The following is a 26,940-nucleotide window of genomic DNA, read 5'->3' on the forward strand; positions in this document are numbered from 1 at the left end:
ATCGCGACCGGGCCAGCCCCAGATGCGGCTTTGAGGCGGGGGCCACACCTCGCCTTACATACGTCGCGGCCGGACCTTTGGATGCATGACGGCAGTATAATCTGATAGTTTGGGGCGATCGACTGCAGCGACCCCTCATTCCCCTTTCGTTCTCCCTCGTCACCCCCTATCTTCGGCCGGCATGGCCGCCCCCTCCCCGCTCCCTCCCGCCTTCGAGGCCTGGTTTTCCGGGCGTGGCTGGAGCGTGCGGCCGCATCAGCTCGCCTTGCTGGAGGAGGCCCGCGCCGGGCGCTCGACGCTATTGGTCGCACCGACCGGCGCCGGCAAGACGCTCGCCGGCTTCCTGCCCTCGCTGGTCGAACTGGCCGAGCGCGGCGGCCAGCATGACGGGCTGCACACGCTCTACATCTCGCCGCTAAAGGCGCTCGCCGTCGACATCGCCCGCAATCTCGAAGCGCCCGTGCGCGAAATGGGGCTGCCGATCACGATCGAGACGCGCACCGGCGACACCTCCGCCGCCAAGCGCACGCGCCAGATCCAGCGCCCGCCCGATATCCTGCTGACCACGCCGGAGCAGCTCGCGCTGCTGGTCTCGCATCGCGACGCCGCGCCCTTCTTCTCATCCTTGCGCCGCATCGTGCTCGACGAATTGCATGCGCTCGTCACCTCCAAGCGCGGCGACCTGCTGGCGCTCGATCTCGCGCGCCTGAAGGCGCTGGCGCCGCAGGTTTCGGCCGTCGGGCTCTCGGCAACGGTGCGGGAGCCCGCCGACCTGCAATTGTATCTCGGCGGCGCCGCGACGCCGGCGGGGCTCGTCACCGTCGCGGGCGGGGCCAAGCCGCGCATCGGCATCCTTGATACGGAACGGCGCCTGCCGATCGCCGGGCACACCACGCTGCATGCGATGGCCGAGGTCTACGAGGCGATCCGCACGCACAAGCTGACCCTGGTCTTCGTCAACACGCGCATGCAGGCGGAATTCGCGTTCCAGGCCTTGTGGAACCTCAATAACGACAACCTGCCGATCGCGCTGCATCACGGTTCGCTCGACGCCCAGCAGCGTCGCAAGGTCGAGGCCGCGATGGCCGATGGCCGGCTCAAGGCCGTGGTCTGCACCGCGACGCTCGATCTCGGCATCGACTGGGGCGATGTGGACCTCGTCGTCAATCTCGGCGCGCCGAAGGGCGCAAGCCGCCTGATCCAGCGCATCGGCCGTTCCAACCACCGCATGGACGAGCCCTCGGAGGCGCTATTGGTGCCTTCCAATCGCTTCGAACTGCTGGAGTGCCGTGCGGCGCTGGAAGCCGTGCATGAGGCGGCGCAGGACACAGCTCCGCCACGCATCGGCGCGCTCGACGTGCTCGCCCAGCACGTCCTCGGCGTCGCCTGCTCGGACGGGTTTAAGGCCGATGCGCTCTACGAGGAGGTCCGCACCGCCTCTCCCTACGCCGATCTCGCCCGCGCCGATTTCGACGCCGTCGTCAATTTCGTCGCGACCGGCGGCTATGCGCTGAAGAGCTATGAGCGCTTCGCCAAGCTCAGGCAGGACAAGGCCGGCCTCTGGCGCGCCAGCAACGCGCGCGTGATCCAGCAATACCGCATGAATGTCGGCACCATCGTCGAGGCGACGATGCTGAAGGTCCGGCTCGGCCGGGCGCGTGCGGGGAAGCCGGGCCAGCCCGGCATGATCACGCGCGGCGGACGCGTGCTCGGCGAGATCGAGGAATATTTCGCCGAGACCATGGTGCCGGGCGACACCTTCGTCTTCGCCGGCGAAGTGCTGCGCTTCGAGGGCATTGTCGAGAACGAGGCAGTCTGCTCGCGCGCCGTCGCCGGCACCGATCCGAAAATCCCGTCCTATGACGGCGGCAAGTTCCCGCTCTCGACCTTCCTCGCCGCCCGCGTGCGCGCCATTCTTGGCTCTCCCAGCCTCTGGCATACGCTGCCGGAGGAGGTTTCGGCCTGGCTGCATGCGCAGAAGCGGATATCGCGCCTGCCGCAACCCGGCGAACTCTTGGTCGAAACCTTTCCGCGTGCCGGACGCTTCTATCTCGTCGCCTATCCGTTCGAGGGCCGCCTTGCACACCAGACGCTGGGCATGCTGCTGACGCGCCGGCTGGAGCGCGCCCGCATGCGCCCGCTCGGCTTCGTCTGCAACGATTACGGCATGGCCTGCTGGGCGCTCGGCGACATGACCGCGGCGATCGCGCGCGGCGCGCTCGATCTCGACGAACTCTTCGCACAGGACATGCTCGGCGACGATCTCGAAGACTGGATGGCGGAATCGGCACTGATGAAGCGGACCTTCCGCTCCTGCGCCATCATCGGCGGGCTGATCGAGCGGCGCTTCCCCGGCCAGGAGAAGAGCGGCCGGCAGGTGACGATCTCGACCGATCTCGTCTACGACGTGCTGCGCCGGCACGAGCCCGATCATATCCTGCTCAAGGCGGCGCGGGCCGATGCGGCGACGGGCCTGCTCGACATTCGCCGGCTCGGTGAGATGCTGACACGGATCAGCGGCCGAATCGTGCATCAGCCGCTCGACCATGTCTCGCCGCTCGGCGTCTCCGTGATGCTCGAAATCGGGCGCGAGGCGGTTTATGGCGAGGCGGCGGACGAGATCCTGGCGGAAGCGGAAGCGATGCTGACGGAAGAGGCGATGGCGTGACAGCGGCAGCGGCAGTGCCGGCCAAGAAACACGAAGAGGCGAGCGAGGCCTTCATGCTGGGCCGGCTCGCGCTCGTGCCCGATCTCTCGGGCGCGCTCTGGCTGCCGGAGGAGCGCACGCTCGTCGTCGCCGACCTGCATCTGGAGAAGGGCTCCGCCTATGCGGCGCGCGGCGTGATGCTGCCGCCCTATGATTCGGCGGCGACGATCGCCGCGCTTGCCGGCGCGGTCCGGCGCCACCAGCCGGCCCGCGTGATCGCGCTCGGCGACAGCTTCCATGACCGCGATGCCGAGAACCGCCTCGCCCCGGAGATGCGTGCTGCGCTCGGCGCACTCCAGCAGGGCCGCGACTGGCTCTGGATCACCGGGAACCACGACCCGGCGATCAGCCGCGCCATGGGCGGCGAGAGTGCGGCGGAGATCATGCTTGCCGGCGTGACCTTGCGCCACGAACCGACCGCTTCCGAAGACGGATACGAGATCGCCGGCCATCTGCATCCGGCCGCGAAGGTCAGGATGCGCGGGCGGGCGATCCGGCGGCGCTGCTTCGCCCTGTCGGCGCGGCGCTGCGTGATGCCGGCGATGGGTGCCTATGCCGGCGGCCTCAACCTGCGCGACGCCGTTTTCCGGCCCTTGTTCCGCACCGGACTGAGCGCGCATCTCCTCGGCGACGGCCGGCTCTTCCGGATCGATCCACGGTTATTGCTCCCGGATTGATCGAGCGGGTTGCGTCCGTCACAAGGTTGTGGCATCAGGGCGCCGCTTCGGAACGACGCCAGCGCCCGCAACCGCCTCAGAGCAACCGCGAACGCCCCGGCCGCCGGACCTGCTGCGGTAGCTCAGTGGTAGAGCACTCCATTGGTAATGGAGAGGTCGAGAGTTCAATCCTCTCTCGCAGCACCAGCCATTCGTCATGACAGCGACGTTTAGCTCCGGCGGTCTTCGCCGATGGCATCACTGCCTTGCCTGCCGCTCGCATTCCTCTGCGCCAAGCCACCGTCTAGGGTGGGCCGTCACTGACGGAACCTGCCATGCCCAAGCGCATCATCACATCGGATCGCATTCACAAGGGCCGCCTGCCCTTCGCCCAGGCGACCGTCGCCGGCGGCTTCATGTTCGTCTGCTGCGTCGGCACCGACAAGGACGGCAAGCTCGCGATCGGCGATCCCCGCGCCCAGACCCAACAATGCATCGATAATATCAAGGCGTTGCTGGAGGAGGCCGGCGGCTGCCTCGACGATGTCGTGAAATGCACGGTCTATGTCACCGACCGCGCCTATTGGGAGCCGATGAACGAGATCTATTTCGCCAATTTCGCAGAAGCGACGCCGCATCGCGTCTCCTGCATCGTCAATGGGCTGGGCTCGCCGAACTGCCTCGTCGAGATCGACGCCACCGCCTATCTCGGCGACGAGGCCTGATCGGGCTCCGTTCAGCGACCGCCGGCTGCGACCAGGATCTGCTGCATCGCCGTCTGGCCGCGGCTGCGGGCGTGCCGGAGCGGGGTGACGCTGTCGCGATCGGCAAGATTCACATCCGCGCCGGCCGCGAGCAAATCCTTGACGATCTGCCGATGCTTTTCCCCGCCATCGCTGAGGATGATCGCCTCCAGCAGGCCGGTCCAGCCGAGATTGTTGATGTGGTCGACCTTGACGCCCGCCGCGATCAGGGTGCGGACCGTCTCGACATGGCCACGCTCGCAGGCGGGGATCAGCGCCGTGCCGCCATAGCGGTTCGTGCTCTTCAGGTCGGCGCCGTGTTCGAGCGTCAGCTTGAGAATGGCGAGATGGCCGCGCGCGCCGGCATAGAGATAGGGGCTGTCGCTCATCGCGTCCTTGCCATTGACGTCGGCACCGGCCTCGATCAGGACGCGGGCGGCGTCGACGCGGTTCTCATGGGTCGCGGTCAGCAGGGCGGTGCGGCCACGCTCGTCGCGGGCGTCGATCGCGGCCCCCTCGGCGATAAGCCGTTTGATCGTGGCGACATCGTCCCTGGCAGCGGCGGCGTGTAGTCCGGTCTCGATCATGGCTTGTCCGAAGGCTGTCTGCGGGCCGAAGGCCAGCAAGAGAAGAACGAAGGCAAGGATCGGCGACAATCGCGGCAATTCCGTCTCCCTGATCGGCGTGGGCGGCATTCCCGGCCAGAGACGCGCATCGTCAGGCACGGCGGGCGGGTATCATGATCGCGCCGGAGGCCGCAATCACAAGGCAGAGCCCCAGCCAGTCGGTCGGCGTCGGCCGCTCGCCGAGCAGCAGCACGGAGCCTAAGACGCCGACGGCCGGCACCATCAGCGTGCCGAGGCTGGCGATGCCCGCCGGCAGGCGCGCCACCACCGTGAACCAGATGAAATAGGCCAGCGCCTGCGCGCCGACGATGTGGAAGCTCAGCGCCGTCAGCACGCGCGGCGAGAGCAGCTTCGGCACCGGCAGGCCTTCGAAGGCGAGCATGCCGATGCCGGCGACGAGGCCACCGATCAGCAATTGCCAGGCAGCGATGGCGAGCGCCGGGGCTGCGACCGGCCAGCGCTTGGTGACGATCGTGCCGAGCGCCCAGCTCACCGCCGCACACAACGCCAGCATCAGGCCGAAGGAGAGCTGCCCGGCGAGGATGAGCGGCAGGCCGAGACAGACGAGGCCGGCGATGCCGAGCGCGAGCCCAGCCAAGCGCCGGCGATCGAAAGCCTCGCCCAGCACGAAGCGGGCGAGCAATGTCGCCCAGATCGGCATGGTGAAGGTCAGGATGGCGGCGCGCGAGGTCGGCGCCGCCAATTGCGCGAAGGCGAGCAGCACGTTGAAGGCGGCGATCGAGAGGAAGCCGGCGACGACCAGTCGCGGCCATTGCCCGCGCGGCACCGCGAGCGGAACACCGCGCGCCAGCGCGATGGCGACGAGGACGAGCCCCGCGAAGCTCATGCCGGCGGCGCGCAAGGTCCAGGGCGCGATCTCGGTCAGCGAGATCCGCACCGCGGGCCAGTTGAAGCCCCAGAGCAGCCCGAGCAGGGGGACGAGCAGCAGCGCCCTGCCGGATCGCCCCGCGTCCTCCCGGACGCGCGGCGATTCCGTTCCTTGCTTCAGCATCGGATACTCCGAAAACCGGTTCCCACTTTTCGGTCGATGCCCGGCTTCCCCGCGCTCACCCCGCGATGCTTTCGAGCCCGCACCATTCGGCGACGAAGAGCGCCATGGCACCGGTGATGCGCTTCACCGAGGCGAGGCTGACGCGCTCGTCGAAGGCGTGGATATTCTCGCCCATCGGGCCGTAGCAGAGCGCCGGGATCTTGTCGTAGAGCGCATGGACGCGGGTATCGAGATAGGCCGCCGTCATGAAGCTCTTGAGCGGCCTGCCGAGCGCTGCCTCATGGGCGCGGGCGAGCACGGCCTCCGCCTCGCTGCCGGGCGCCAGCACATAGCCCTCGGCCCAGAAGCCGTTGAAAGTGACCTTCGGCGGGTTGTTCGCCAGGAAGGAATCGGCGCGCGCCGCCTCGCGGATGCAATCCTCGATGCGCTGCGCCGTCTCCTTGGCGGTGACGCCGGGATAGAGGCCGACGCGGCAATCGACACGGCACCAGCAGGGCACGGAGGAGGCCCAGTCGCCGCCCTCGATCTTGCCGATATTCAGGTTGATCGGGTGGGGATCGTCCTCGAAATGCTCGCGGCCCGCCTTCTCGAGATTGAACTGCTCCTCGAGCTTGCGCAAAGCCGCGACGACGCGATAGGCGGCGTCGATCGCATTGGCGCCGGTACCCATCTCTCGGACATGGGCGGGGATGCCGCGCACCTCGAACTGGAACCAGAGCACGCCGGCATTGGCACGGGCGAGCATCTCGTATTCCGGCTCGGGGATCAGCGCGGCCTCGGCGCGGTAGCCGCGCAGATGCGTCATCAGCGCGCCGTTGCCGGTCGATTCCTCCTCGACGACGGATTCGACATAGACGGTCGCCGCCGGCTGCATGCCGATGCGGCGGAGTGCATCGAGGCAGAAGAGATTGGCGGCGGAGCCGGCCTTCATGTCGGCGCTGCCGCGGCCATACATCCAGTCGCCCTCGATCACGGGATCGAAGGGCGCGTGCTTCCATTGATCGGCGGGGCCGGCCGGGACGACATCGACATGGGCCTGCAGGATCAGCGAGCGGCCCTTCTCCTCGCGGGGGCGATGGATGCCGACGACGATGGGGGCTTCGGAATGCGTGTCGGAGAACGGCGCCCCGCCGGGATGGGCTGCGATCAGCTCCTTGTCCATGGCGAAGCGGTCCATGGTGAAGCCGCGCTGCTTCATCGCCCGGAAGATGAAGTCCTGCACCGTGTGCTCCTGCCCGCGGGTCGAGGCGAAGCGGACCAGTTCCTGCGTATAGGCGACCTGCTCGTCGAAGCCCGCCTCGACGGCGGCGAGAATCTTGTCACGCAAGGCGGGATCGAGAGGCATGGGCGGGATCTCCTTTAGGCCAAATCCGTCATGCTCGGCCTCGTGCCGAGCATCCACGCCTTGCGACATGGGTGAAGGGAAAGACGTGGACGGTCGGGACAAGCCCAACCATGACGCGGAGCGCTGCCCTATTAGTGCCCGAAGCGCCCGCCGCCCGGCACCGCCGCCAACAGTTGCCGCGTATACGCGTGCTGCGGGTCGGCGAAGATTGCGGCGGTCGGGCCGCTCTCGACGATGCGCCCGCGCTGCATCACTGCGATACGGTCGCAGATCTGCGCGGCGACGCGCAGGTCATGCGTGACGAACAGGATGGCGAGGCCGAGCCGGCTCTGGATATCCTTGATCAAGGTGAGGATCTGGGCCTGCACGGAGACGTCGAGCGCGGAGACCGCCTCGTCCGCGACCAGTACGTCCGGCTCCAGCGCGAGCGCCCGCGCAATGCCGACGCGCTGGCGCTGGCCGCCCGAGAATTCATGCGGGTAGCGGTCGATCGCATTGGCGGAAAGGCCGACGAGCTCCAGCAACTCGCTGGCCCGCGCCAAAGCCTCCTTGCGCGGCGTGCCGTGGGCGACCGGGCCGTCCGAGATGATGCGTCCGACTGTCTGGCGCGGATTGAGAGAGGCGAAGGGGTCCTGGAAGACCATCTGGATGCGCTTGCGCTGGCGGCGCAATTCGGCCGGCTTCAGTTCGGAGAGGACGAGGTCGCCGAGCGCGATGCGGCCGCGGTCGGGCTCGATCAGGCGCAGGCAGCAACGCCCGACCGTCGACTTGCCGGAGCCGGATTCGCCGACGAGGCCGAGCGTCTCGCCGCGCACCAGCGCGAAGGAGATGTCGTCGGCCGCCTTGACCTCGCGCGCGACACCGAAGAGCGAGCGCTTGCGATAGGTCTTGCCGAGCCCCTCGACGCTGATGACCGGGGCGGTGTCCGGCAGCGGCGGCAGTACGGCCGGCGTCAGCGAGGGCACTGCGGCGAGCAGCTTCTGCGTATACGGATGCACTGGTGAGCCGAGCACCTGATCGGCCGTGCCCTCCTCGACCAGAACGCCCTTCTCCAGCACGGCGATGCGGTCCGCGATCTCGGCGACCACGCCCATGTCATGGGTGATGAACAGAACGGCCGTGCCGTGGCGATGACGCAGGTTGTCGATCAGCTTGAGGATCTGCGCCTGGGTGGTGACGTCGAGCGCGGTCGTCGGCTCGTCGGCGATCAGGAGTTTGGGCTCCAGCGCGAGCGCCATCGCGATCATCACGCGCTGACGCTGGCCGCCGGAGAGCTCGTGCGGATAGGCCTTGGCGAGGCGCGGCGGATCAGGCAGGCCGACCTCGGTCAGGAGTTCGATGGCGCGGGTCCGCCGGGTCGCCTTGTCGTGCAGGCCATGGGCCTCGAAGGTTTCGACGATCTGGTCGGAGATGCGCATGACCGGGTTCAGCGAAGTCATCGGCTCCTGGAAGATCATGCCGACCTCGCGGCCGCGCACGTCCTGCATCGCCTGTTCGCCGAGGGCGAGGATATCTCGTCCCGCGAGCCGGATCGCGCCGGCGACCGGCTTCACCGCCTTGGGCAGGAGTCCCATCACGGCATGGGCGATCATCGACTTGCCCGAGCCGGATTCGCCGACGACGCAGAGCGTTTCGCCGGGCTGGATGGCGAGCGAGACCTTCTCGACCGCATTGGCGCGGTCGGCCATTGCCGGCAATGCCAGCGTCAGACCTTCGATGGAGAGCGCGGGAGCGGTCGCTGGCGCCATCATTCCCGCCCCCTGGCCAGGCGCGGATTCAGGGCATCGTTCAGCCCCTCGCCGGCGAGGTTGAGCGCGAGCACCGTCAGGAAGATCGCGAAGCCCGGGAAGAACGAGATCCACCAGGCGTCGAGCAGGCGCGTGCGGCCGGCACCGACCATGTAGCCCCAGCTCATCAGGTTGGGATCACCCAGTCCGAGGAAGGAGAGCGAGGATTCCAGCAGGATCGCCGAGCCGATCATCAGCGAACCCATGACGATGATTGGCGCTATGGTGTTGGGCAGGACCTGGCTGAAGATGATGCGCGGCGTCGACTGACCGATGGTGACGGCCGCCTGGACATATTCGCGACTCCGCAGCGATAGCACCTCCCCTCGCACCAATCGCGCCACGGGTGGCCAACTGACCACGCCGATCGCCAGCACGATCGAGCCGAGCTGCGGCTGCAGGATCGCGACCAGCACGATGGCGAGGGCGAAGGAGGGAATGGTCTGGAAGAACTCGGTGAAGCGCATCAGCGCATCATCAATGAGCCCCCCCGCATAGCCGGCGACCGCGCCGAGCGGCACGCCGATCACCAGCGCCACCAGCGTCGAGACCACGCCGATCATCAGCGAGACGCGCGCGCCATGGACGAGGCCGGCGGCGAGGTTGCGGCCGAGCGTGTCGGTGCCGAGCGGAAAGCGCTCGTTGACGAAGGGCGCAAGGAAGGGCCGCGCCACCGGGCGCCAGGGCGATTGCGGATAGAGCGTCGGCGCCAGGATCGCGAAGGCGACGACGGCGAGCAGGATGAGGATGCCGATGACGGCGCCGCGATTGCGGACAAAGCGCTTGAGGAAGTTCAAGGAAGCGCCTCCGGCATTCTGACTCGTTCGACGTCATGCTCGCCCTTGTGGCGAGCATCCACGTCTTGAACACGGGTTTCGACGAGGGAAGACGTGGATGGTCGGGACAAGCCCGACCATGACGGGAAGGGCCTGTTCATGCGTGCGCCTCGATGCGCGGATCGACGATCCGGTAGACCAGATCGGTCGCGATGTTGAAGCAGACGACCATCGCCGAGGAGACGAAGAAGACACCGAGCAGGACGGAATAGTCGCGCTGGACCAGCGCGTCGAACATCAGGCGACCGATGCCGGGCCAGGCGAAGACGGTCTCGGTCAGGACCGCGCCGCCGACGAGCTGGCCGGCCTGCAATCCCGCCAGCGTCACCACCGGCAGGATGGCGTTGCGGGCGACATGCCGGCGCCAGACGCGCGGCTGCGAGACACCCTTGGCTCGCGCGGTCTTGACGAAATCGGCGCCCGCCACCTCCAGCATCGAAGCGCGCATCATCCGGGCATAGAGCGCCGTGAAGAACAGGCCGAGCGTCAGCGAAGGCAGGATGAGGTGCTGGCCGATATCGAGAGCCCGCGACAAGCCGGTATAGTTCGCGCCGATGGTCTCGTAGCCGACATTGGGCACGAGCCCGAGCTTCAGCGCGAAGACGATCTGGCTCATCAGCGCGATCCAGAACAGCGGCGTCGCATAGAAGATCAGCGCGAGCGCGGTGATCAGGCTGTCCGACCATTTGCCGGCTCGGCGGGCGGCGAGCGCGCCCATCGCCGTGCCGGCGACGAGCGAGACCAGGAAGGCCGCGCCCGTCAGCAGCAGCGTCGCCGGCAGGCGTTCCATGATCAGATTCAGCACCGGCTGCTGCTGGCGATAGCTGAAGCCGAGATCGAAGCTGAGATAGCCCTTCAGATAGATCCAGAGCTGGGTCAGGAAGGGCTGGTCCAGACCGAAACGGGCGCGCAACTGTTCGAGCAATTGCGCATCGGCGGCGCCGGCCTCGCCGGCGAGCACCTGCGCGGGATCGCCCGGTGCGGCGCGGATCAGCAGGAAGTTCAGCACGGCGATGGCGAAGAGGACGAGAACGCCCTTCACGAGCCGGCCGGCGAGAAACTGCGCGAGATTCATTCAGGACTTTCGTAAAGCCTGTCATCCCGCGTGCGCTGCGGCGCGAAGTGCCGCTGCGCAGACGCGGGACCGTCGTCGGATGGGGCGGCCTCGTAGGCCAACCCCGATGCGATCCCGGATCGCCGACTTGCGGCGTCCGGGATGACACGCACGGTCACTCCTTCGAGGCGTCGCGGAAGCCGTCGTTCACGCCGATGCCGGTGGTGACGAGGTTCTTGATGTTGCAGCGGTAGATGGTCGGAAAATCCATCTCGAGCAGCCAGAGCACCGGCACTTCGTCGACCAGCAGTTTCTGCACCTTGGTGTAGAGTTCCTGGCGATCCTTGTCGGTCGGCGCGATTGCCGCCGCGGCGAAGAGCTTGTCGACCTCGGGGTTCACATAGGCGCCCTGGTTGCCGAAGGGATTGCCCTTGATGATGTTGGTCGAGATGTAGTTGCGCGCCACGCCGATGGCGGGGTCGCCGAGCTGATAGAGGAAGTTGAAGGTCAGGTCGAAATCGCCGTTCGAAGCCTTTTGGGTCCAGCCGGCGACGTCGGTCGTCTCGATGGCGATGTTGATCCCGGCATCGGCGAAGTTCTGCTTGATCGCCTCCGCCCAGCGGTTCCAGGTCTCGCCGTAGGGCAGGGCCAGAATCTTCAGCGGCTCGCCCTTGTAGCCGGAGGCCTTGATCAGCTCCTTCGCCTTGGCGACGTCATAGGTGTATTTCGGCACATCGGCCGAGTAGAACCGGGTCTTGGAGGAGATCGGCCCGGTCGGGAGCTTCCCGAGACCGTCCCAGACGACATCCTTCCCGAATTCGCGGTCGATCGCATACATCATGCCTTGGCGGAACTGCTTGTTGGCCAGCGGCCCGCCCTTGGCGATGTTGACGGTGAGCCAGGCATGGGGAGCAAACATCTCCCAGCCCTTCGTCGTGACGCAGCTATTGGGCAGCTTGGACAGCCGCTTGACATCGTAGACATCGACCGAGCCGCCGGGCAGCACATCGACCTTGCCCGTCTCGTAGGCAACGGCACGGGCGGCTGCATCGGGAATGATCTGCCAGTAGATTTCTTCGACGCTCGGCTTGCCCTTCATCCAGTAATCCTCGTTCCGGACGAGGTGGATATACGAACCCTTCTTCCATTCCTTGAACTTGAAGGGGCCGGTGCCGATCGGCGTGTTGTTGGCGGGGTTCGCGCGGTAATCCGTGCCGTCATAGATGTGCTTGGGGATCATCGGCGCGGAGGCGACCTCCTGCGTCATGATCATCGGGCCGAAGGGCTGCTTCAGCGTGATCTTCACGGTGAGATCATCGACCTTCTCGATCTTCTCGACCTGGGCGTTGACGATCGGGCGCCAGCGCGGATGGACCTCGCGCAGGAACTTGTCGAGGGTGAAGACGACGTCGTCGGCCGTGAACGGCTTGCCGTCATGCCATTTCACGCCTTCCTGGAGCTTGAAGGTGTAGGTCTTGGCGTCCGGCGATATCTCCCAGCTCTTGGCGAGCGAGGGCTGCGGCTCGAGCTTCTCGTTATAGCGCAGCAGCGATTCGTAGATGTTGCCGGCGACCATGTTGGTCGGGCCGTTCTGGTTGAGGCCCTGCATCAGCATCGGCGGCTCGGGCTGGACGACGACATGGACCGTCCCGCCCTTCTTCGACTCCTGGGCCTGGGCCATGCCCAAGGCAAAGACCGACGCCGCCAGCGCCAAACCGAACCGCAACCCCATCGTCCTGACCATCATCCGCCTGTTCCCCTGTCCCGTGCCTAGATCATATCGTTTGAATCGGATCCGTTCGGATCGTCCGGTGCCATCGCACCCGATCATGCGTCTCTTGGCAAGCGCCGCGCCAAGAGACGCGGCGAGGAAAACAGAAAAGGCCGGATGCGACGCTGCGCGTCAGCGGAGCTCCTCGACATAGGTGGCGACGAAGCGGACGAGCTCGCTCTGCCGGGCCGTTCCGGTCTTGGCGAAGAGGCGCTGGAGATGGGTCCGGGCCGTGGTCGGCGCGATGCCCAGCCGCTTTGCGGCGATGATCGTGTCGAGACCCTCGACCATCAGCGCGAGCATGCGCTCCTCGGTCGGCGTCAGGCCGCAGGCCTCGCCGACCCGGGCGACGTTGCGATCGATCGCACTCTCGGGGTCGTCGACCGTCAGCACGAACAATTCGATGCTGGCGAGATGGACCGCGTCGACCGCGATCTGCCGGCCGCTGCGCAGCACCAGAGGCAGCCGCGTCTCGCCGGCCGCAGTGCCATTGCGGCAGCGCTTCAGCCAGACCTGCAATCGCGCCATGAAATCCTTGTCACAGGCGGTGAAGCGGTCGAGCCCGCCGAGCCCGTCGCGCGCCAGCGCCTCCGCGCCGCGATTGCCGAAACGCTGGTTCAGCTCGGCATCGATCACGAAAACCGGCCTGGAGGCGCGCCCGAAGGCCTCGGGAGGCACGTCATGGCGCGGAGGAAACGGGGTGTAGCTCGTTCGGCCGACTATCGAAACGTGAAGCGACATCGCCATATCCATCCCTGCAATCGAAGGATCGCCGCACCGTGTCGCCGGGCAATAGAGGCCGGCGGGATGCAGCTCCGTCTCCCTTGGTCGCAGCGAGCCGCGGACAGGTTCAAACATCTTTCGGGTTTTGGACTGCTATTGGATGTCCGCGGCGCGCCTCGACAACGGGCCGTCAGGCGGTCAGCGTCAGCCGGTAGGTATAGGTATCGCCGCGGAACAGGCCCTCGACATATTCGAGCATGTCGCCATCGGCGCCATAGCTGCGTCGCTTGATCAGCAGGCAGGGTACGGGCACCTCGAAGCCGAAGATGGCGCATTCCTCGGCGGTCGGCGCCGCGGCCTCGATAGTCTGGTCGCAGCGCGTCAATGGCAGGCCGAGCGCGGCGAGCCGGGCATAGACAGAGCCGGAAAGATCGCCCTCCGCCAGCTCGGGCGCCCGCTCCAGATTGTACCAGGCGACCTCGCGCGACATCGGGATGTCGTCGCCGGAGCGGACGCGGACCAGCTTGAGGAAGCGCGCATGCGAGGAGCGGCCGAAGATCGAGGCGATCGAGCGGTCGTTGACCACGGACCGCTCGACGATGCGGGAGGATGGCACGCGGCCGAGCTCCTGCATCTCCTCGGTGAATCCCTTGAGCCGGTCCATGCCGGAATGCAGGCGCGGTCCCTCGCCTTGCACGATCGAGCCCAGGCGCCCCTGCGCGCTCAGCAATTTCCGCTCGCGCAAGGCATTGTAGGAACGCTGCACCGTGGCGCGGCTGATCTTGAGGCGCTCGGCGAGCTGGCGCTCGGCCGGGAGCGTGGTGCCCGGTGGCAGCGTGCCGTCGCCGATCAATCGAGTCAGCTGGTCCTCAAGCTGCTGGTAGAGCGGCTTGGCGGTGTCGGTGCGCAGTTCCAGCAGGTCCTGGAAGGGCGGTTTCGTGGTCTGCTTAGGCACTGTCATCGTTTGCATGAGCGTGACACAACCCGCGTAGCAATTCGAGATCGGGAAGATCAAATTCCATGGCCGGCAAACCCATCTTCGTGCTCGGAAGCTTCGTCGTCGCCTGCTCGGCGAAGGTTGCCCGCTTTCCACGCCCGGGCGAATCGCTGGCTGCCGAGACCGTGACGATCGAGCCCGGCGGCAAGGGACTGAACCAGGCGATCATGGCGCGCCGGCTCGGCGCCGCGGTCGACGGCCTGCTCGCCGTGGGCGACGATCTCGCCGCCGCCTTCGCTCCGCCGGCGCTGGAACGGGCGGAGCTGCCGCTCTCGATGCTGGTCCGGCTCGCCGGCCATACCGGCAGCGGCATCGGCTTCACGGACGCTACCGGCGAAACCTGCCTCGCCGTCGCTTCCGGCGCCAATCTCGCGCTCACGGCCGCGCATGTGAAAGAGCGGGGCCAGGCCATCACCGAGGCCGCATTGGTGACGGCCCAGTTCGAGATCGGCGATGCGCCGATCGCGGCGGCCTTCCAACTGGCCCGGCAGGCCGGGGTGCCGACCCTGCTCAACCCTTCGCCTTACCGGGCGATTCCGGAGGCGATGCTGGCGCAGACCTCGATCCTGATCGTCAACGAGACCGAAGCGCGTGGCCTCGCAGTCGCGCTCGGCCTGGACCGGGACGGAGCAACCGAGCCGCAGCGATTTGCCAGGGAACTCGGGCCGGCGCTTCTGGAACGAGGGCCTCGCCTCGTCGTCCTGACGCGCGGCGCGGCGGGAGCGTTCGCCGTCGCCGCCGACGCCCCCCCGGCCGTGCAGGCCGGCTTCCCGGTCGAGACCGTCGATTCGCTCGGTGCCGGCGACGCCTTCGCCATGACACTCGGCGTCCGGCTGGCGATGGGATTGCCCTTGCCGGTCGCCCTGCGCGATGCGGCCGCGGCCGGGGCGCTCACCACCACGCGGCATGGCGTCTTCGACGCGCTGCCGACGGCCGGCGCGATCGCGGCCATCAGCCGGAGCTGAAGCGGCGCTGGATCGATAAAAAACTTTGGATTGCTTTTGGACTTTTACTAGCCGGCCCATGCTGCTAGTTTCGCCGGCGCGCATCATGCATGCGCACTCCGTGGCCAGCCGGGACCTCTCATGCCGCGCCTCGACGTCGATACCGTCATGTCCGCGATCGACCAATTGCTGGTCGGAGCAATGGACGAAGGGCAGATGCAGGCCGCCGCCGAAACGATGCGGCGGCTGTTCAATGGCTCTAAAGCCTGCTTTGCCGGGTTCGGCCCGAATCCGGAGGACTGGGCCTCCTATACGACAAACCCAGACCCCGCTCTGCAGGAGCGGTGCTTCGGCGAACTCGCGCCCGATTTCATCGAGATGGGCGGCGCATTGCGCGATATTCCGCTCGGCGAGATCTACCACGACCATGACGTCTTCGGCGCGGAGGCGCTGCGCAACTCGCGCGTCTGGCAGGAGTGGATGCGGCCGCAGGACATGTATGGCGGCATGGCCTGCCGTCTCGCCAAGAACGGACCGGCCTTCTGGTTCTTCGACGTGCAGCGCGGCCGGCGGCAGGAGGGCTTCGATGCCGAGGACATCGCCCTGCTCGAAAAGCTCTATCCGGTGCTGCGGCGCGTCGTCGAGCTGCGCCGCCATATCGGCCGGGTGACCATCCAGCGCGACGAGGCCCGCAGCGCTCTCGACCGGATCGCCATGGGCATCGCGATCCTCGACCCGGACATGAGGATCACCTACGCCAATGAGGGCGCCGACGAAATCCTGTCCGATCCCGAAAGCGCGCTCGGCCTGCGCCAGGGCCGCCTCTTCGCGCGTCTGCCGGCCGACCAGCGCCAGCTCCGGCAGTTGATCGAAGGAGCGCTGCGCAGCGCGCAGGACCCGCTCGTCCCCGCACAGGCCAGCATGATCCTGCATGGCGAGGACGGTTCTCATTCGCTTTCGGCCTGCGCCATGCCCGCGCCCCCCTCCGTCACACAGGCTCATACGAGCGGGAAGGTGCTGATCGCCCTGCGGCGGCTTGAAATGGCGGCCAATCTCGTCGCCTGTGCGCGCCAGCTCTTCGATCTCACCGACACCGAAGCCAAATTCGCATCCGCGCTGGCGAGCGGATCATCCCTGACCGAAGCGGCCGAAGCCCAGGGCGTCCGCATCTCGACCGCGCGCACGCATCTGGCGCGCATCTTCCAGAAGACGAACACCCGCCAGCAAAGTCAGCTCGTTTCACTGCTGCGCAGCGCGGCGCTCCCCCTGCGCCCGCGCTGAACCGTCGATCATCCGGGTAGAACGGCGGAGAATCCCCCGCGCTCTTCGATCAGCCTTCCCGGCTTCCGTTCGGTCAGGCCATGGAAGACAGCCTAGGAGAACCGGCGCGATCCTTTCGTCATCCAAATGACGGAGACGAATTCAGGGAAGTGCTGGAAACGGCCGGGATTCGGCGTAAGAACCCGCTGCCTATTCACCTGGCTGCGGGCCGTCATAGCCGCCGATAATGACGAGATCGGACTGGCCGGCGCTGCTGAGATGCTTCACCGCCTCCTGGTACTCCGGCGAGGCGTAGCAGGCGCGGGCCGTCTCCTCGTCCTTGAACTCGATGACGACGTTGTGCTTGCGGCCCTCGCCGCGGGCGAGCTTGTACTCGCCGCCGCGCACCAGAAACCTCGCGCCGTATTTGGCGAAGGCGACGGCGTTGAGCGAACGGTATGCGGCATAGGCCTCGGCGTTCTCGACGTCGACGCGCGCGATCCAATAGCCTTTAGCCATCGCTCAGGCCCCTTCGACGGCGACGAGATCGATCTCGCCGGCGCCTTCGCGCAGCTTCCGCGCCTCGGCATATTCCGGCGAGAACAGGTAGGCGCGAGCCGATTCGAAATCCTTGAACTCGATCACGACGTTGCGGGCACGACCTTCGCCCTCGCCCACCGTCATCTGGCCGCCGCGAACGATCGGCGTGCCGCCATAGATCTTCATGACCTCCGAGGCCTTGGCGGCATAGCCCGCCCATTTGGTCGCGTCGGTGACCTTGGCGCGGCCGATGACATATCCCTTGGGCATGGTGCTATCCGTCAGCTGAAACGAATCCGAGACCGTTCTCTCGTCCGGGCACGAAGCTTACGAAGCCGCGACGATCTCGTCCATGACCGCGCCAGCCGCTGCACGCGGGTCTGCCGCGCGGATAATGGGACGCCCGACGACGAGATGATCGGCGCCGACGCGAATCGCCTCGGCCGGAGTCAGCGTGCGCTTCTGATCGCCCGCCGCGCTGCCGGAAGGGCGGATGCCGGGCGTGACGATGACCATATCGGGCCCGATGACCTCGCGCACGATCTCGGTCTCGGCGGCCGAGCAGACGATGCCGTCGATCCCGGCCGTGCGCGCCTGCTCGGCACGCAGGCGCACGAGATCGCGCACGGCGAGCCCGTAGCCGGCGTCGCGCAGGTCGCCGTCGTCATAGGACGTCAGCGCGGTGACCGCGAGCAGCTTCAGATCGGCATCGCGACGCCCTTCGACAGCGCCGCGCATGGTCTGGGGATAAGCATGGACGGTCAGGAAGGTGACGCCGAGCTTGGTCAGCGAGTCCACGCCCTCGGTCACCGTATTGCCGATGTCGTGCAGCTTGAGGTCGAGGAAGACGTTCTTGCCCTCGGCGACGAGCTGGCGGGCGAGATCGAGCCCGCCAGCGAAGGCGAGGCGATAGCCGATCTTGTAGAAGGTGACGCCGTCGCCCAGCGTCGAGACGAGACGATAGGCATCCCAAACGGTCGGCACGTCGAGGGCGACGATCAGGCGGTCGCGGACATCGTTGATCTTCTGGTTCATCAACCGGCTCCCTGAGTTTCGAGGGAAGGCGCACGATTCGAAGCGGGATGCAAGCGCAAGCGCCACCGCGTCGGCGCGCAGGACATCCTTCCACGCATCGATGACCTGCCGAGAAATCTATTTCCGCCTTCGGGCACATCCTCTACGCGTCGCGCTCCGCTTCCTCGGAGACGCCGACCATGTCCCTGGCCGCCCTGATCGGGTTCCTGCTGCTGACCGGGATGGCGGCCTATGTCCAGACCCTGACCGGCTTCGCCTTCGGCCTGATCACGATGGGCGGCGTCGGCCTGACCGGGCTGCTCTCGCTGCCGGACGCGGCGATGCTTGTCAGCGCGCTCACGCTGGTCAACGCGGCGCAGATGCTGCTCAAGGGCTGGCGCGATGTCGACTGGCGCAAGTTCGGGCTCGTGCTGCTCGCAAGCTGGCCCTTCCTCTTCATCGGTTTTCATCTGCTGGAATGGCTCGCCGCCAGCCGGGCCGACCTGCTCAGGCTGGCGCTCGGCTTCGTGATCATTGTCTCAAGCCTGCAACTGGCGCGGAAGCCCGAACCGCTCAAGCAGCCATCGGCGGCCCCGAGCTACCTGTTTTTCGGCAGCATCGCGGGACTGATGAGCGGAATGTTCTCCACCGCCGGCCCGCCGCTCGTCTACCATTTCTACCGTCAGCCGATGCCGCTGGTGGTGATCCGCGAAACACTGGTCACGATCTTCGCGCTGAACGCCCTGTTCCGCACGGGTATGGTGATCGCCACCGACCAGATCCCCGCACCGTCGACGCTGTCCGGGCTCTTCGCCATTCCCGCGGTGATGCTGGGCACGCACCTGGCGCGGCGCTACCCGCCGCCGCTCACGCAGGCCACGATGCGGCAGATCGTATTCCTGCTGCTGTTCCTGTCGGGTGTGTCGCTCGGCGCGCCGGCGGTTCTTCACCTGCTCGGGGTCTGAAGCCCGCCGTCATTGCAGGGAAACACGCCGTCGTTACGGGCAGGTCGAAGGTCTGAACCGACCAAGACAGGGCGTCATTCTCGGGCTTGACCCGAGAATCTCATGACGAGAAGGCCCTGGTTTCCGAGATGCTCGGGTCAGGCCCGAGCATGACGGCGGTGGGGGGACGCCCCACCCTCAGAACTGCGGCTCCTCAGGAGCCTGAGCAGCGAAGACCTGCTGGAAGACCTGTCCCCAGACGTCCGGCGGCTGCGCACCGGAGACGGCGAGCTTGCCGTCGACGATGAAGAAGGGCACGCCCGTGACGCCGACCTTGCGGGCGTGATCCTCCAGCCCGATCACGGTCTCGCGCAACTCGTCATTGGCGAGTTCGTCGCGAGCCGCCTGCTCGTCAAAACCCTGCTCGACCGCGATCTGGATCAGCGTCTCGACATCGCCGATGTCGCGCCCGTCCTGCCAATAGGCCTTGAACAGGGCGGCCTTCATGTCACCGCCGCGCTGTACGGTGGATGCCGCCGCGACCAGCATATGGGCCATGCGGGTGTTGACGCTCTTTGTCACCTTCGCCCAGTTGAACGTGACACCACTCTCCAGCGCCGCCTCCGACAAGCGGAGCTCGATCTCCTTGCGCTTGCCCGGGCCGAACTTCGTATCGAGATAGAGCGTGCGGTCCATGCCCTCGACAGGCATCTCCGGATTGAGCTCGTACGGCAGCCAGGTGATGGCGAAGCGCTCGGTCAGGCCGTAGCGCTCCAGCGCCGCCTCTAGCCGCGCCTTGCCGATGAAGCACCAGGGACAGGCGACGTCGGAGACGATCGCGAGCGGCATCTTGTCCTGCATGTCGATATCCTCATGCTCGTCTCGGCATCGACTTGTCCGAAAACCGGGTTCCACTTTTCGGGCCGATGCCTCAGGCGGGCGGGTAGCGATGCTGCCCGCCGTGACGGTCTTCGGCTACCGCCTCCACGCCCGGCGTCTCGCAGCCGGAGAGGAAGGCGGGGCCGACCGGAATCTTGCCGGCGCCGCCGGGAATGTCGAGGATATAGGTCGGCTGGCACAGGCCGGAAAGGTTGCCGCGCAGGCTTTTGACCAGCGCCTGCCCCTCCTCCAGCGTCAGGCGGAAATGCGAAGTGCCCGGCGCCAGATCGGGATGGTGCAGGTAATAGGGCTTGATACGGTTCTCGACGAAGGTGCGCATCAGGGCACCGAGCGTGTCGACATCGGCATTGACGCCCTTGAGCAGCACGGACTGGCTGAGCAGGACATGGCCGGTATCGGCCAGCGTCGCGATGGCGGCGCGGGCATCCTCGGTGAACTCGCGCGGATGATTGGCGTGGATCGCGATATAGCTCGCCTTGCCGGGGATGCGCAGCGCCCGTGCATAATCCGGCGTGATCCGGCCGGGATCGACGACCGGCACGCGGGTATGCCAGCGCGCGACCTTGATATGCGGGATCGCGGCCAGGCGCTTCGCCACCTCGCGGACGCGGCGGGCGGAGAGGATGAAGGGGTCGCCGCCGGTCACGATCACCTCCCAGATCTCGGGGCGGGAGGCGAGATAGGCGAGCGCGGCGTCGAGCTTGGCGCCGGTCAGCGCCTCGCCGCCGGGGCCGACCATCTCGCGCCGGAAACAGAAGCGGCAATAGACCGGGCAGGCATGGACGAGCTTGAGCAGGGCGCGGTCGGGATAGCGATGGACGATGCCCTCGACGGGTGAATGGGCCTCGTCGCCGATCGGGTCGGCCAGCTCCTGCGGCAGCGTCGTGAGCTCGGCGGCATCGGGAATGAACTGGCGCGCGATCGGGTCGGCCAAGTCAGCCGGATCGATCAGCCGGGCCACGGCCGGCGTGACCGAGACGGCATAGCGCTCCGCCACCTTCTGCAGGGCGTCGCGGCGCGAGAGCGCGGCGAGGCCGACCTCGACAAGCGCGTCGATGCTGCGCAAAGGCTGGCCGCCGGGAGGCTGGTGAACGGTCATGCCCCTCCCCTGCCCGGTTCCGCGACCGGCGTCCAGAGCACATCCTCGATCCGGCGCGCGCCGACGCAGAGCATGGCAAGCCGGTCGAAGCCGAGCGCGATACCGGACGCCGCCGGCATCAGCGCCAGCGCCGCCAGGAAATCCTCGTCGACCGGATAGCGCTCGCCATAGATGCGCTCCTTCTCGTCCATATCGGCCTCGAAACGGCGGCGTTGCTCGGCCGGGTCGGTGAGTTCGCCGAAGGCATTGGCGAGCTCGACGCCGCAGGCATAGAGCTCGAAGCGCTCGGCCACGCGCGGATCGCCGGGCTTTGGCCGGGCAAGCGCAGCCTCGCTGATCGGGTATTCGCAGAGGATCGTGGCACGGCCGCGGCCGAGATGCGGTTCGATGCGCTCGGAGAGGATGCGGCTGAAGATATCGGACCAGCTATCATCATCCGTCACCCGGATGCCGGCCTCGACCGCATCGGCGGCCAATCCGCCGCGATCAACCTCCTGATCGGCAGTGACCGTACGCAGCAGGTCGATCCCGGCATGGCGCTTGAACGCCTCCTGCAAGGTCAGGCGCTCGGGCTCGGCGAAGGGATCGGCCTCGATGCCGCGCCAGCGCAGCGTCGACGCACCGGCGGCGCGCGCCGCTTCGGCCATCAGTGCCGCGCAATCCCGCATCAGCGCCTCGTAATCCTCACCGGCGCGATACCATTCCAGCATGGTGAATTCGGGATGGTGCAGCGCCGTGCGCTCGCGATTGCGGAAGACGCGGGCGAAATCGAAGATGCGGGTCTCGCCAGCCGCCAGCAGCTTCTTGGCGGCGAATTCCGGCGAGGTATGCAGGTAATAGGGATGCGGCGCCGCCGCGTTGTCGATCAACGTCGTGCCGAAGCCATGCAGGTGCGTCTCGTTGCCGGGCGAGAGCTGCAGGATCGCGGCCTCGACCTCGGTGAAGTCGCGGGCCTCGAACCAGCGGCGCAGCGCCGTCTTGATCCGCCCGCGTGCCAGCAGGGCGGGGCGGCGGTCGGCATGGATGTCGGGCCGCCAGAACGGCGTCGGGGACGAACTCATCGAATCTCGCGTCGAATGCGTCGGAAAGCTTTCGTTTCGCGCGCGAATGCGGTAGTTGCGCGGCGACAGAATTCGCATAGAGCATCGCGCGAAGAAGTGGGAACCGGTTTTTCGCGATAGCGATGCTCTGAATTTAAGATTTGCGCGGGGACGGCTCCCGCACCAGCAAGGACACTCACGTGGTCAAGGTCATCGCCTCTTCCGTCCGCAAGGGCAACGTCCTCGAGCTCGACGGACATCTCTGCACCGTCATCTCGGCCGAGAGCTTCTTCCCCGGCAAGGGCACTCCGACGACGCAGATCGACATGCGCCGCATCGCCGACGGCGTGAAGATGACGCAGCGCTACAAGACGACCGAGCAGGTCGAGCGCGCCTATGTCGAGGACCGCGACTTCACCTATCTCTACCAGGACGGTGAGCAGTACGTCTTCATGAACCCCGAGACCTACGACCAGATCCCGGTCGACAAGGACGTGATCGGCGACGCGGCGCCCTATCTGCAGGAGAACATGAAGGTCTCGCTCTCGGTGTTCGAGGACAAGGCCGTCGCGATCGAGCTGCCGCAGCGTGTCACGCTCGAAGTCGTCGAGACCGAGCCGGTGACCAAGGGCCAGACGGCCTCCTCCTCCTACAAGCCGGCGATCCTGTCGAACGGCGTGCGCAGCGCTGTCCCGCCGCATGTCGGCGTCGGCACCCGCGTCGTCGTGATGACCGCCGACGGGTCCTATGTCGAGCGCGCGAAGGATTGATCCAAGAGGTCGCCGTCATCGCTACTGTGGCGGTCGACTGACGACGCTTTCTGCGCTTCCGGTGCTCACGTACTGATGTACGCTCCGTTCCGGTTCTCAAAAGCATCGCCATTCGCCTCCCCGCAGCGCATTGCCGGCAACCTCTTGCGCACAGAGCGCAGGACAAAATTCTCCTCTATAGCTTTACGCAGCGGGCCCTTTCCGGGCCCGTTGTCGTTTCCGAGGACATCATGACGCTCACAGTCAAGGCCGCCGCCCTTTCCGGCTTCGTTCAGACTCTTCATGCGCTCGACGCCATTCTCGACAAGGCCGTGGACCAGGCCGAGACCCGCAAGATCCAGCCGGAAGTCCTGCTCTCCGCCCGGCTCGCGCCGGACATGCTGGCCTTCACCCGCCAGATCCAGCTCTGCTGCGACTTCGCGAAGAATGCGGTCGCCCGGCTCTCGGGCGGCGAGAACCCGCGCTTCCCCGACGAGGAGAAGAGCTTCCCGGAGCTGAAGGAACGCATCGCCAGGACGCTGGCCTTCATCGCAGCCGCCGACGGCGCCGCGCTCGATGCCGGGCTTGCCCGCGAGGTCACCTTCCCGCGCGGCCCTTCGGCGACCGTGACGATGACCGGCGAGGCCTATCTCACCCGCTTCGCCATCCCGAACTTCTATTTCCACGCCACGACGGCCTACGACATCCTGCGCCAGAACGGCTTCCAGATCGGCAAGCAGGACTTCCTGCTCGGCGTCTTCGACGCCTGAGACCGTGAGCGCGACGCCGGCCATCACGATCGAACGCGCCTCTCTCCGGGATGCTGGGGAGATCGCGGCGCTCTATCTGGCGTCGCGCGCGGCGGCCCTGCCCTGGCTGCGCCGCGTCCATAGCGACGACGAGGTCCGAGGATGGATCGCGCATGTCAGGCTCGCCACCGGCGAGACCTGGGTGGCGCGGGAGGCCGGGCGCATCCTCGGCTTCCTCTGCCTCGACGGCGAGGATCTCGACCAGCTCTACCTTCTGCCGGGCCAGTTCCGGCGCGGCATCGGCTCATTGCTGCTTGTGAAGGCGAAAGAGCGCAGCCCGGAGAGGCTCCATCTGTTCACTTTCCAGCGGAACGCGGCGGCACGCGCCTTCTACGAGCGCCACGGCTTCCGCCTCGTCGATCTCAACGACGGCGAGCGCAATGAAGAGGGCGAGCCGGACGCGCTCTACGAATGGCGCCGATCTTTTTCAGACAAGACCTTGTAATCGGGAAGCACCGCTCCCATCTCAGGCTCACGGCGATGTCGAGAGCGTTCCACAGCTCTCCATTGCCTGTGAAGACGGCCATGAGCCGAACGTGTGACGCCGGATGTACGCGCACCGTTCCGCTGCATGGCCGTTGGCGTTTCAAAGCCCCCTGTTCCCTCGCCTCCGCCGTCATCCCGGACAAGCCGCGTCAGCGGCGCCGATCCGGGATTCATGCCTGAACCGTTCCGGCATGGGTCCCGGGTCTCCGCTTCGCTCCGCCCGGGATGACGTGGCGGATGGAGACACCTTTACCCCTGCAGGAACGGATTGTTCTGCCGCTCCTCGCCGAGCGTGCTCGCCGGGCCGTGGCCGGGCAGAAACTGGACGTCGTCGCCGAGCGGCAGGAGCTTGGTCTTGATCCCCGAGATCAGCGCCTCGTGGTCGCCATAGGGGAAGTCGGTGCGGCCGATCGAGCCGGCGAAGACGGTGTCCCCCGCCAGCAGGAAACGCAAATCCTTCTGGAAGAAGGTGACATGGCCGGGCGAATGGCCCGGCACATGCGCGACCGCGAAGGTCAGGTCGCCGAGCGAGACCGTATCGCCCTCGTTGAGCCAGCGCGTCGGCACGACCGCCTTCATGCCATGGACATCGAAGCGCAGCCCCTGTTCCGGCAAGGCGTCGAGCAGGGGCTTGTCGCCCTCGTGTGGTCCGATGATCGGGATCGAGAGCGCCTGCGCCAGCTCGGTCGCGCCGCCGGCATGGTCGAGATGGCCATGGGTCAGCCAGATCGCGACCGGCGTGACGCCGAGCTCCTTGATCGCAGCCTGCAGGCGCGGCACGTCGCCGCCGGGATCGACGATCGCCGCCTCGTTCGACTTCGGCTCCCAGACGATCGCGCAGTTCTGCTGGAACGGCGTCACCGGCACGACGGCGATCTGGAGCGGCGGCTGCTGGTCGGTCATGGGAGGCCTTTCAACTGTCTGGGAAGGCTCTTACCGCCCGCCGCAGCGATTGGCGATCAGCGCGCGGTAATTAACCAGCTCCGAATCCATCTCCGCGACGTTGCGCGCGCGCTCCGGCTCGCCCTGGCACGTAGCGAAGACCGCGCGTGCCTTCTGGAGATAGGCGACATGCTCGCGATAGGCCCGGCACTGCGTCGCCTGATCGGCGCTCGCGACGGCAGAAAGGCGCGCCTGTTGCTGGCGAAAGCCCGCCTCGTTCAGCAGGAGATCGCGCGAGCAGGTCGCCGGGCGCGGCTGTTGCGCCAGCACGGGAGCGGCCAGCAGGAGCGCCGCGACAGTCAGCGCGAGCCTCATCCCAGATTCAGTTCCTTGAAGAAGTCGTTGCCCTTGTCGTCGATGACGATGAATGCCGGGAAATCCTCGACCTCGATCCGCCAGACCGCTTCCATGCCGAGCTCGGGATATTCGAGCACCTCGACCTTGCGGATGCAGTCCTGCGCGAGTCGCGCCGCCGGGCCCCCGATCGAGCCGAGATAGAAGCCGCCATGAGCCTTGCAGGCCTCGCGGACCGCCGCCGAGCGGTTGCCCTTGGCCAGCATCACCATGGAACCGCCGAAGGACTGGAACTGGTCGACGAAGGAATCCATGCGGCCGGCCGTGGTCGGACCGAAGGAGCCAGAGGCGAAGCCCTCCGGCGTCTTGGCCGGGCCGGCGTAATAGACCGGGTGGTTCTTGAAATAGTCGGGCATGCCCTCGCCGCGCTCCAGCCGCTCGCGGATCTTGGCATGGGCGAGGTCGCGCGCGACGACGATCGTGCCGGTCAGCGACAGGCGCGTCTTGACCGGGTGCTGCGACAGCGTCGCGAGGATCTCGCTCATCGGCTGGTCGAGGTCGATCTTGACCACGGAGCCGCCGAGCGCCGCTTCGTCGACATCCGGCAGATATTTCGACGGATCGGTCTCCAGCGCCTCCAGGAAGATGCCGTCCCTGGTAATCTTGCCCTTGGCCTGTCGGTCAGCCGAGCAGGAGACGCCGAGGCCGATCGGCAGCGAGGCGCCGTGGCGCGGCAGGCGGATCACGCGCACGTCATGGCAGAAATACTTGCCGCCGAACTGCGCGCCGACGCCGAGCGCCTGCGTCATCTTATGGACCTCCTCCTCCATCTCGATATCGCGGAAGGCATGGCCGGAGGGCGAACCCTTGGTCGGCAGCGCGTCGAGATATTTGGTCGAGGCAAGCTTCACCGTCTTGAGGTTCTGCTCCGCCGAGGTGCCGCCGATGACGATGGCGAGGTGATAGGGCGGGCATGCCGCCGTGCCCAGCGTCAGGATCTTCTCCTTCAGAAACGCCATCATGCGGTCCCTGGTCAGGAGCGAGGGCGTCGCCTGATAGAGGAAGGTCTTGTTGGCCGAGCCGCCGCCCTTGCAGACGAAGAGGAATTTGTAGGCGTCCTCACCTTCGGCATAGATGTCGATCTGGGCCGGCAGGTTGGTCGCGGTATTCTTCTCCTCGAACATCGAGAGCGGCGCGAGCTGCGAATAGCGCAGGTTGCGCTTGAAATAGGCATCCGCCACGCCCTCGCCGAGCGCGGCCTCGTCCTCGCCATCGGTCCAGACCTTGCGGCCCTTCTTGCCCATGATGATGGCGGTGCCGGTGTCCTGGCACATCGGCAGCACGCCACCGGCCGCGATATTGGCGTTCTTCAGGAGGTCATAGGCGACGAACTTGTCGTTCGAGGTCGCCTCGGGATCGTCCAGTATCTTGCCGAGCTGGGCGAGATGGCCGGGGCGCAGCAGATGGTTGATGTCGATGAAGGCCTGTTCGGAGAGCTGCCGAATCGCCTCGCGCGAGACGCTCAGGACCTCGCGGTCGCCGATCTTCTCGACGCTGACGCCCTCGCTGCCGAGCTTGCGGTAAGGCGTCGTATCCTCGCCGAGCGGGAAGAGATCGACATGCGTATAGGCCATGACCAGCGGCTCCAAAACAAGGCGCGCC

27 protein-coding genes and 1 tRNA gene are annotated in these 26,940 nt (G+C 66.8%); 10 read left to right on the forward strand and 18 right to left on the reverse strand.

What is annotated here, in order from left to right; translation table 11 throughout:
- The first annotated feature begins 181 nt into the window (after positions 1-181).
- The 4 genes from OCUBac02_RS19720 (at position 182) to OCUBac02_RS19735 (ending at position 4,088) form a co-directional block, all read left to right on the forward strand.
- On the forward strand, positions 182-2,668 hold the full coding sequence (locus OCUBac02_RS19720; protein ID WP_173048032.1) for a ligase-associated DNA damage response DEXH box helicase: 2,487 nt from the start codon (positions 182-184) through the stop codon (positions 2,666-2,668).
- Positions 2,665-3,384, forward strand: coding sequence for a ligase-associated DNA damage response endonuclease PdeM (gene pdeM / locus OCUBac02_RS19725; protein WP_465247735.1), 720 nt, complete (start codon positions 2,665-2,667; stop codon positions 3,382-3,384). Before OCUBac02_RS19720 ends, pdeM begins: the two co-directional genes overlap by 4 nt.
- Before the next feature lie 111 nt (positions 3,385-3,495).
- A tRNA-Thr gene (locus OCUBac02_RS19730) sits at positions 3,496-3,570 on the forward strand.
- Positions 3,571-3,698: 128 nt separating this feature from the next.
- Positions 3,699-4,088, forward strand: coding sequence for a RidA family protein (locus OCUBac02_RS19735; RefSeq protein ID WP_173048034.1), 390 nt, complete (start codon positions 3,699-3,701; stop codon positions 4,086-4,088).
- An 11-nt stretch (positions 4,089-4,099) separates the two neighbouring features.
- On the opposite strand, the gene OCUBac02_RS19740 is transcribed toward OCUBac02_RS19735, so the two are convergent.
- The 9 genes from OCUBac02_RS19740 to OCUBac02_RS19780 all read right to left on the reverse strand — a co-directional run bounded on the left by OCUBac02_RS19740 (position 4,100) and on the right by OCUBac02_RS19780 (position 14,221).
- Positions 4,100-4,693, reverse strand: coding sequence for an ankyrin repeat domain-containing protein (locus OCUBac02_RS19740; protein WP_244639232.1), 594 nt, complete (start codon positions 4,691-4,693; stop codon positions 4,100-4,102).
- A gap of 130 nt (positions 4,694-4,823) precedes the next feature.
- Entirely contained in the window at positions 4,824-5,744 is a 921-nt protein-coding gene (locus OCUBac02_RS19745) for a DMT family transporter (RefSeq protein WP_173048036.1), read from the reverse strand.
- 55 nt (positions 5,745-5,799) lie between these two features.
- Positions 5,800-7,089 (reverse strand): ArgE/DapE family deacylase, encoded by a 1,290-nt coding sequence (locus OCUBac02_RS19750; RefSeq protein WP_173048038.1) that lies wholly within the window; start codon positions 7,087-7,089, stop codon positions 5,800-5,802.
- Between the two features lie 131 nt (positions 7,090-7,220).
- Positions 7,221-8,837: an ABC transporter ATP-binding protein gene (locus tag OCUBac02_RS19755; RefSeq protein WP_465247787.1), complete on the reverse strand. Its 1,617-nt coding sequence runs from the start codon at positions 8,835-8,837 to the stop codon at positions 7,221-7,223.
- Entirely contained in the window at positions 8,837-9,673 is an 837-nt protein-coding gene (locus tag OCUBac02_RS19760) for an ABC transporter permease (protein WP_047576801.1), read from the reverse strand. The genes OCUBac02_RS19755 and OCUBac02_RS19760 overlap by 1 nt, the downstream gene beginning before the upstream one ends.
- 136 nt (positions 9,674-9,809) lie before the next feature.
- Positions 9,810-10,787 carry an ABC transporter permease gene (locus OCUBac02_RS19765; RefSeq protein ID WP_173048042.1) on the reverse strand — a complete coding sequence of 326 codons (978 nt, stop codon included), beginning with the start codon at positions 10,785-10,787 and terminating at the stop codon, positions 9,810-9,812.
- A 154-nt stretch (positions 10,788-10,941) separates the two neighbouring features.
- Positions 10,942-12,513, reverse strand: coding sequence for an ABC transporter substrate-binding protein (locus OCUBac02_RS19770; RefSeq protein WP_173048044.1), 1,572 nt, complete (start codon positions 12,511-12,513; stop codon positions 10,942-10,944).
- 156 nt (positions 12,514-12,669) lie between these two features.
- Positions 12,670-13,278, reverse strand: coding sequence for a helix-turn-helix transcriptional regulator (locus tag OCUBac02_RS19775; protein ID WP_173048046.1), 609 nt, complete (start codon positions 13,276-13,278; stop codon positions 12,670-12,672).
- 172 nt (positions 13,279-13,450) lie between these two features.
- On the reverse strand, positions 13,451-14,221 hold the full coding sequence (locus OCUBac02_RS19780) for a GntR family transcriptional regulator (RefSeq protein WP_244638999.1): 771 nt from the start codon (positions 14,219-14,221) through the stop codon (positions 13,451-13,453).
- A 59-nt stretch (positions 14,222-14,280) separates the two neighbouring features.
- Between OCUBac02_RS19780 and OCUBac02_RS19785 the strand changes: the two genes are divergently transcribed.
- Positions 14,281-15,222, forward strand: coding sequence for a PfkB family carbohydrate kinase (locus tag OCUBac02_RS19785; protein ID WP_173048050.1), 942 nt, complete (start codon positions 14,281-14,283; stop codon positions 15,220-15,222).
- A 120-nt stretch (positions 15,223-15,342) separates the two neighbouring features.
- Positions 15,343-16,482, forward strand: coding sequence for a helix-turn-helix transcriptional regulator (locus OCUBac02_RS19790; protein WP_173048052.1), 1,140 nt, complete (start codon positions 15,343-15,345; stop codon positions 16,480-16,482).
- 189 nt (positions 16,483-16,671) lie between these two features.
- Here OCUBac02_RS19790 and OCUBac02_RS19795 read toward each other — a convergent pair whose 3' ends face one another.
- From OCUBac02_RS19795 to pyrF, 3 genes are read right to left on the reverse strand one after another with little or no spacing between them, the layout of a single operon-like run.
- Positions 16,672-16,980, reverse strand: a complete 309-nt coding sequence (locus tag OCUBac02_RS19795) for a DUF1330 domain-containing protein (protein WP_047576707.1) — start codon at positions 16,978-16,980, stop codon at positions 16,672-16,674.
- Positions 16,981-16,983: 3 nt separating this feature from the next.
- Entirely contained in the window at positions 16,984-17,271 is a 288-nt protein-coding gene (locus OCUBac02_RS19800) for a DUF1330 domain-containing protein (RefSeq protein ID WP_173048054.1), read from the reverse strand.
- 57 nt (positions 17,272-17,328) lie between these two features.
- Positions 17,329-18,036, reverse strand: a complete 708-nt coding sequence (gene pyrF, locus OCUBac02_RS19805; protein ID WP_173048056.1) for an orotidine-5'-phosphate decarboxylase — start codon at positions 18,034-18,036, stop codon at positions 17,329-17,331.
- A 179-nt stretch (positions 18,037-18,215) separates the two neighbouring features.
- Here pyrF and OCUBac02_RS19810 point away from each other — a divergent pair, with 179 nt between their 5' ends.
- The gene (locus OCUBac02_RS19810; protein ID WP_047576702.1) at positions 18,216-18,980 is read left to right on the forward strand and encodes a sulfite exporter TauE/SafE family protein; all 765 of its coding nucleotides are present in this window, start codon (positions 18,216-18,218) and stop codon (positions 18,978-18,980) included.
- Between the two features lie 177 nt (positions 18,981-19,157).
- Here the strand turns inward: OCUBac02_RS19810 and OCUBac02_RS19815 are convergent, their stop codons facing one another.
- From OCUBac02_RS19815 to epmA, 3 genes are all read right to left on the reverse strand, one after another.
- A complete protein-coding gene (locus OCUBac02_RS19815) occupies positions 19,158-19,820 on the reverse strand; it encodes a DsbA family oxidoreductase (RefSeq protein WP_052232129.1) in 663 nt (220 codons plus the stop codon).
- Between the two features lie 70 nt (positions 19,821-19,890).
- On the reverse strand, positions 19,891-20,958 hold the full coding sequence (locus OCUBac02_RS19820; RefSeq protein WP_173048058.1) for a lysine-2,3-aminomutase-like protein: 1,068 nt from the start codon (positions 20,956-20,958) through the stop codon (positions 19,891-19,893).
- Positions 20,955-22,019, reverse strand: coding sequence for an EF-P lysine aminoacylase EpmA (gene epmA, locus OCUBac02_RS19825; protein WP_173048060.1), 1,065 nt, complete (start codon positions 22,017-22,019; stop codon positions 20,955-20,957). Before epmA ends, OCUBac02_RS19820 begins: the two co-directional genes overlap by 4 nt.
- A 179-nt stretch (positions 22,020-22,198) precedes the next feature.
- On the opposite strand from epmA, the gene efp reads away from it, so the two are divergent.
- The 3 genes from efp to OCUBac02_RS19840 all read left to right on the forward strand — a co-directional run bounded on the left by efp (position 22,199) and on the right by OCUBac02_RS19840 (position 24,001).
- Complete coding sequence (gene efp, locus OCUBac02_RS19830; protein ID WP_047576699.1) at positions 22,199-22,768, forward strand: elongation factor P; 570 nt, start codon at positions 22,199-22,201, stop codon at positions 22,766-22,768.
- 230 nt (positions 22,769-22,998) lie between these two features.
- Positions 22,999-23,517, forward strand: coding sequence for a DUF1993 domain-containing protein (locus OCUBac02_RS19835; protein WP_047576697.1), 519 nt, complete (start codon positions 22,999-23,001; stop codon positions 23,515-23,517).
- A 4-nt stretch (positions 23,518-23,521) separates the two neighbouring features.
- Positions 23,522-24,001 (forward strand): GNAT family N-acetyltransferase, encoded by a 480-nt coding sequence (locus OCUBac02_RS19840; RefSeq protein ID WP_173048062.1) that lies wholly within the window; start codon positions 23,522-23,524, stop codon positions 23,999-24,001.
- A gap of 290 nt (positions 24,002-24,291) precedes the next feature.
- On the opposite strand, the gene OCUBac02_RS19845 is transcribed toward OCUBac02_RS19840, so the two are convergent.
- The 3 genes from OCUBac02_RS19845 to OCUBac02_RS19855 are packed head-to-tail and all read right to left on the reverse strand — an operon-like array spanning position 24,292 to position 26,912.
- Entirely contained in the window at positions 24,292-24,945 is a 654-nt protein-coding gene (locus tag OCUBac02_RS19845) for an MBL fold metallo-hydrolase (protein WP_173048064.1), read from the reverse strand.
- Between the two features lie 30 nt (positions 24,946-24,975).
- On the reverse strand, positions 24,976-25,299 hold the full coding sequence (locus OCUBac02_RS19850; protein ID WP_173048066.1) for a hypothetical protein: 324 nt from the start codon (positions 25,297-25,299) through the stop codon (positions 24,976-24,978).
- Positions 25,296-26,912: a fumarate hydratase gene (locus OCUBac02_RS19855; RefSeq protein ID WP_173048068.1), complete on the reverse strand. Its 1,617-nt coding sequence runs from the start codon at positions 26,910-26,912 to the stop codon at positions 25,296-25,298. Before OCUBac02_RS19855 ends, OCUBac02_RS19850 begins: the two co-directional genes overlap by 4 nt.
- Positions 26,913-26,940 lie beyond the last annotated feature (28 nt).

The organism is Bosea sp. ANAM02 (assembly GCF_011764485.1).
Classification (GTDB): Bacteria; Pseudomonadota; Alphaproteobacteria; order Rhizobiales; family Beijerinckiaceae; genus Allobosea.

Coding starts and splice junctions, on each gene's coding strand:
- OCUBac02_RS19720 (WP_173048032.1), top strand. CDS start 182: ATGGCCGCCCCCTCCCCGCTCCCTCCCGCCTTCGAGGCCTGGTTTTCC.
- OCUBac02_RS19735 (WP_173048034.1), top strand. CDS start 3,699: ATGCCCAAGCGCATCATCACATCGGATCGCATTCACAAGGGCCGCCTG.
- OCUBac02_RS19740 (WP_244639232.1), bottom strand. CDS start 4,693: ATGATCGAGACCGGACTACACGCCGCCGCTGCCAGGGACGATGTCGCC.
- OCUBac02_RS19745 (WP_173048036.1), bottom strand. CDS start 5,744: ATGCTGAAGCAAGGAACGGAATCGCCGCGCGTCCGGGAGGACGCGGGG.
- OCUBac02_RS19750 (WP_173048038.1), bottom strand. CDS start 7,089: ATGCCTCTCGATCCCGCCTTGCGTGACAAGATTCTCGCCGCCGTCGAG.
- OCUBac02_RS19755 (WP_465247787.1), bottom strand. CDS start 8,837: ATGGCGCCAGCGACCGCTCCCGCGCTCTCCATCGAAGGTCTGACGCTG.
- OCUBac02_RS19765 (WP_173048042.1), bottom strand. CDS start 10,787: ATGAATCTCGCGCAGTTTCTCGCCGGCCGGCTCGTGAAGGGCGTTCTC.
- OCUBac02_RS19770 (WP_173048044.1), bottom strand. CDS start 12,513: ATGATGGTCAGGACGATGGGGTTGCGGTTCGGTTTGGCGCTGGCGGCG.
- OCUBac02_RS19775 (WP_173048046.1), bottom strand. CDS start 13,278: ATGTCGCTTCACGTTTCGATAGTCGGCCGAACGAGCTACACCCCGTTT.
- OCUBac02_RS19780 (WP_244638999.1), bottom strand. CDS start 14,221: ATGACAGTGCCTAAGCAGACCACGAAACCGCCCTTCCAGGACCTGCTG.
- OCUBac02_RS19785 (WP_173048050.1), top strand. CDS start 14,281: ATGGCCGGCAAACCCATCTTCGTGCTCGGAAGCTTCGTCGTCGCCTGC.
- OCUBac02_RS19790 (WP_173048052.1), top strand. CDS start 15,343: ATGCCGCGCCTCGACGTCGATACCGTCATGTCCGCGATCGACCAATTG.
- OCUBac02_RS19795 (WP_047576707.1), bottom strand. CDS start 16,980: ATGGCTAAAGGCTATTGGATCGCGCGCGTCGACGTCGAGAACGCCGAG.
- OCUBac02_RS19800 (WP_173048054.1), bottom strand. CDS start 17,271: ATGCCCAAGGGATATGTCATCGGCCGCGCCAAGGTCACCGACGCGACC.
- pyrF (WP_173048056.1), bottom strand. CDS start 18,036: ATGAACCAGAAGATCAACGATGTCCGCGACCGCCTGATCGTCGCCCTC.
- OCUBac02_RS19810 (WP_047576702.1), top strand. CDS start 18,216: ATGTCCCTGGCCGCCCTGATCGGGTTCCTGCTGCTGACCGGGATGGCG.
- OCUBac02_RS19815 (WP_052232129.1), bottom strand. CDS start 19,820: ATGCAGGACAAGATGCCGCTCGCGATCGTCTCCGACGTCGCCTGTCCC.
- OCUBac02_RS19820 (WP_173048058.1), bottom strand. CDS start 20,958: ATGACCGTTCACCAGCCTCCCGGCGGCCAGCCTTTGCGCAGCATCGAC.
- epmA (WP_173048060.1), bottom strand. CDS start 22,019: ATGAGTTCGTCCCCGACGCCGTTCTGGCGGCCCGACATCCATGCCGAC.
- OCUBac02_RS19835 (WP_047576697.1), top strand. CDS start 22,999: ATGACGCTCACAGTCAAGGCCGCCGCCCTTTCCGGCTTCGTTCAGACT.
- OCUBac02_RS19845 (WP_173048064.1), bottom strand. CDS start 24,945: ATGACCGACCAGCAGCCGCCGCTCCAGATCGCCGTCGTGCCGGTGACG.
- OCUBac02_RS19850 (WP_173048066.1), bottom strand. CDS start 25,299: ATGAGGCTCGCGCTGACTGTCGCGGCGCTCCTGCTGGCCGCTCCCGTG.
- OCUBac02_RS19855 (WP_173048068.1), bottom strand. CDS start 26,912: ATGGCCTATACGCATGTCGATCTCTTCCCGCTCGGCGAGGATACGACG.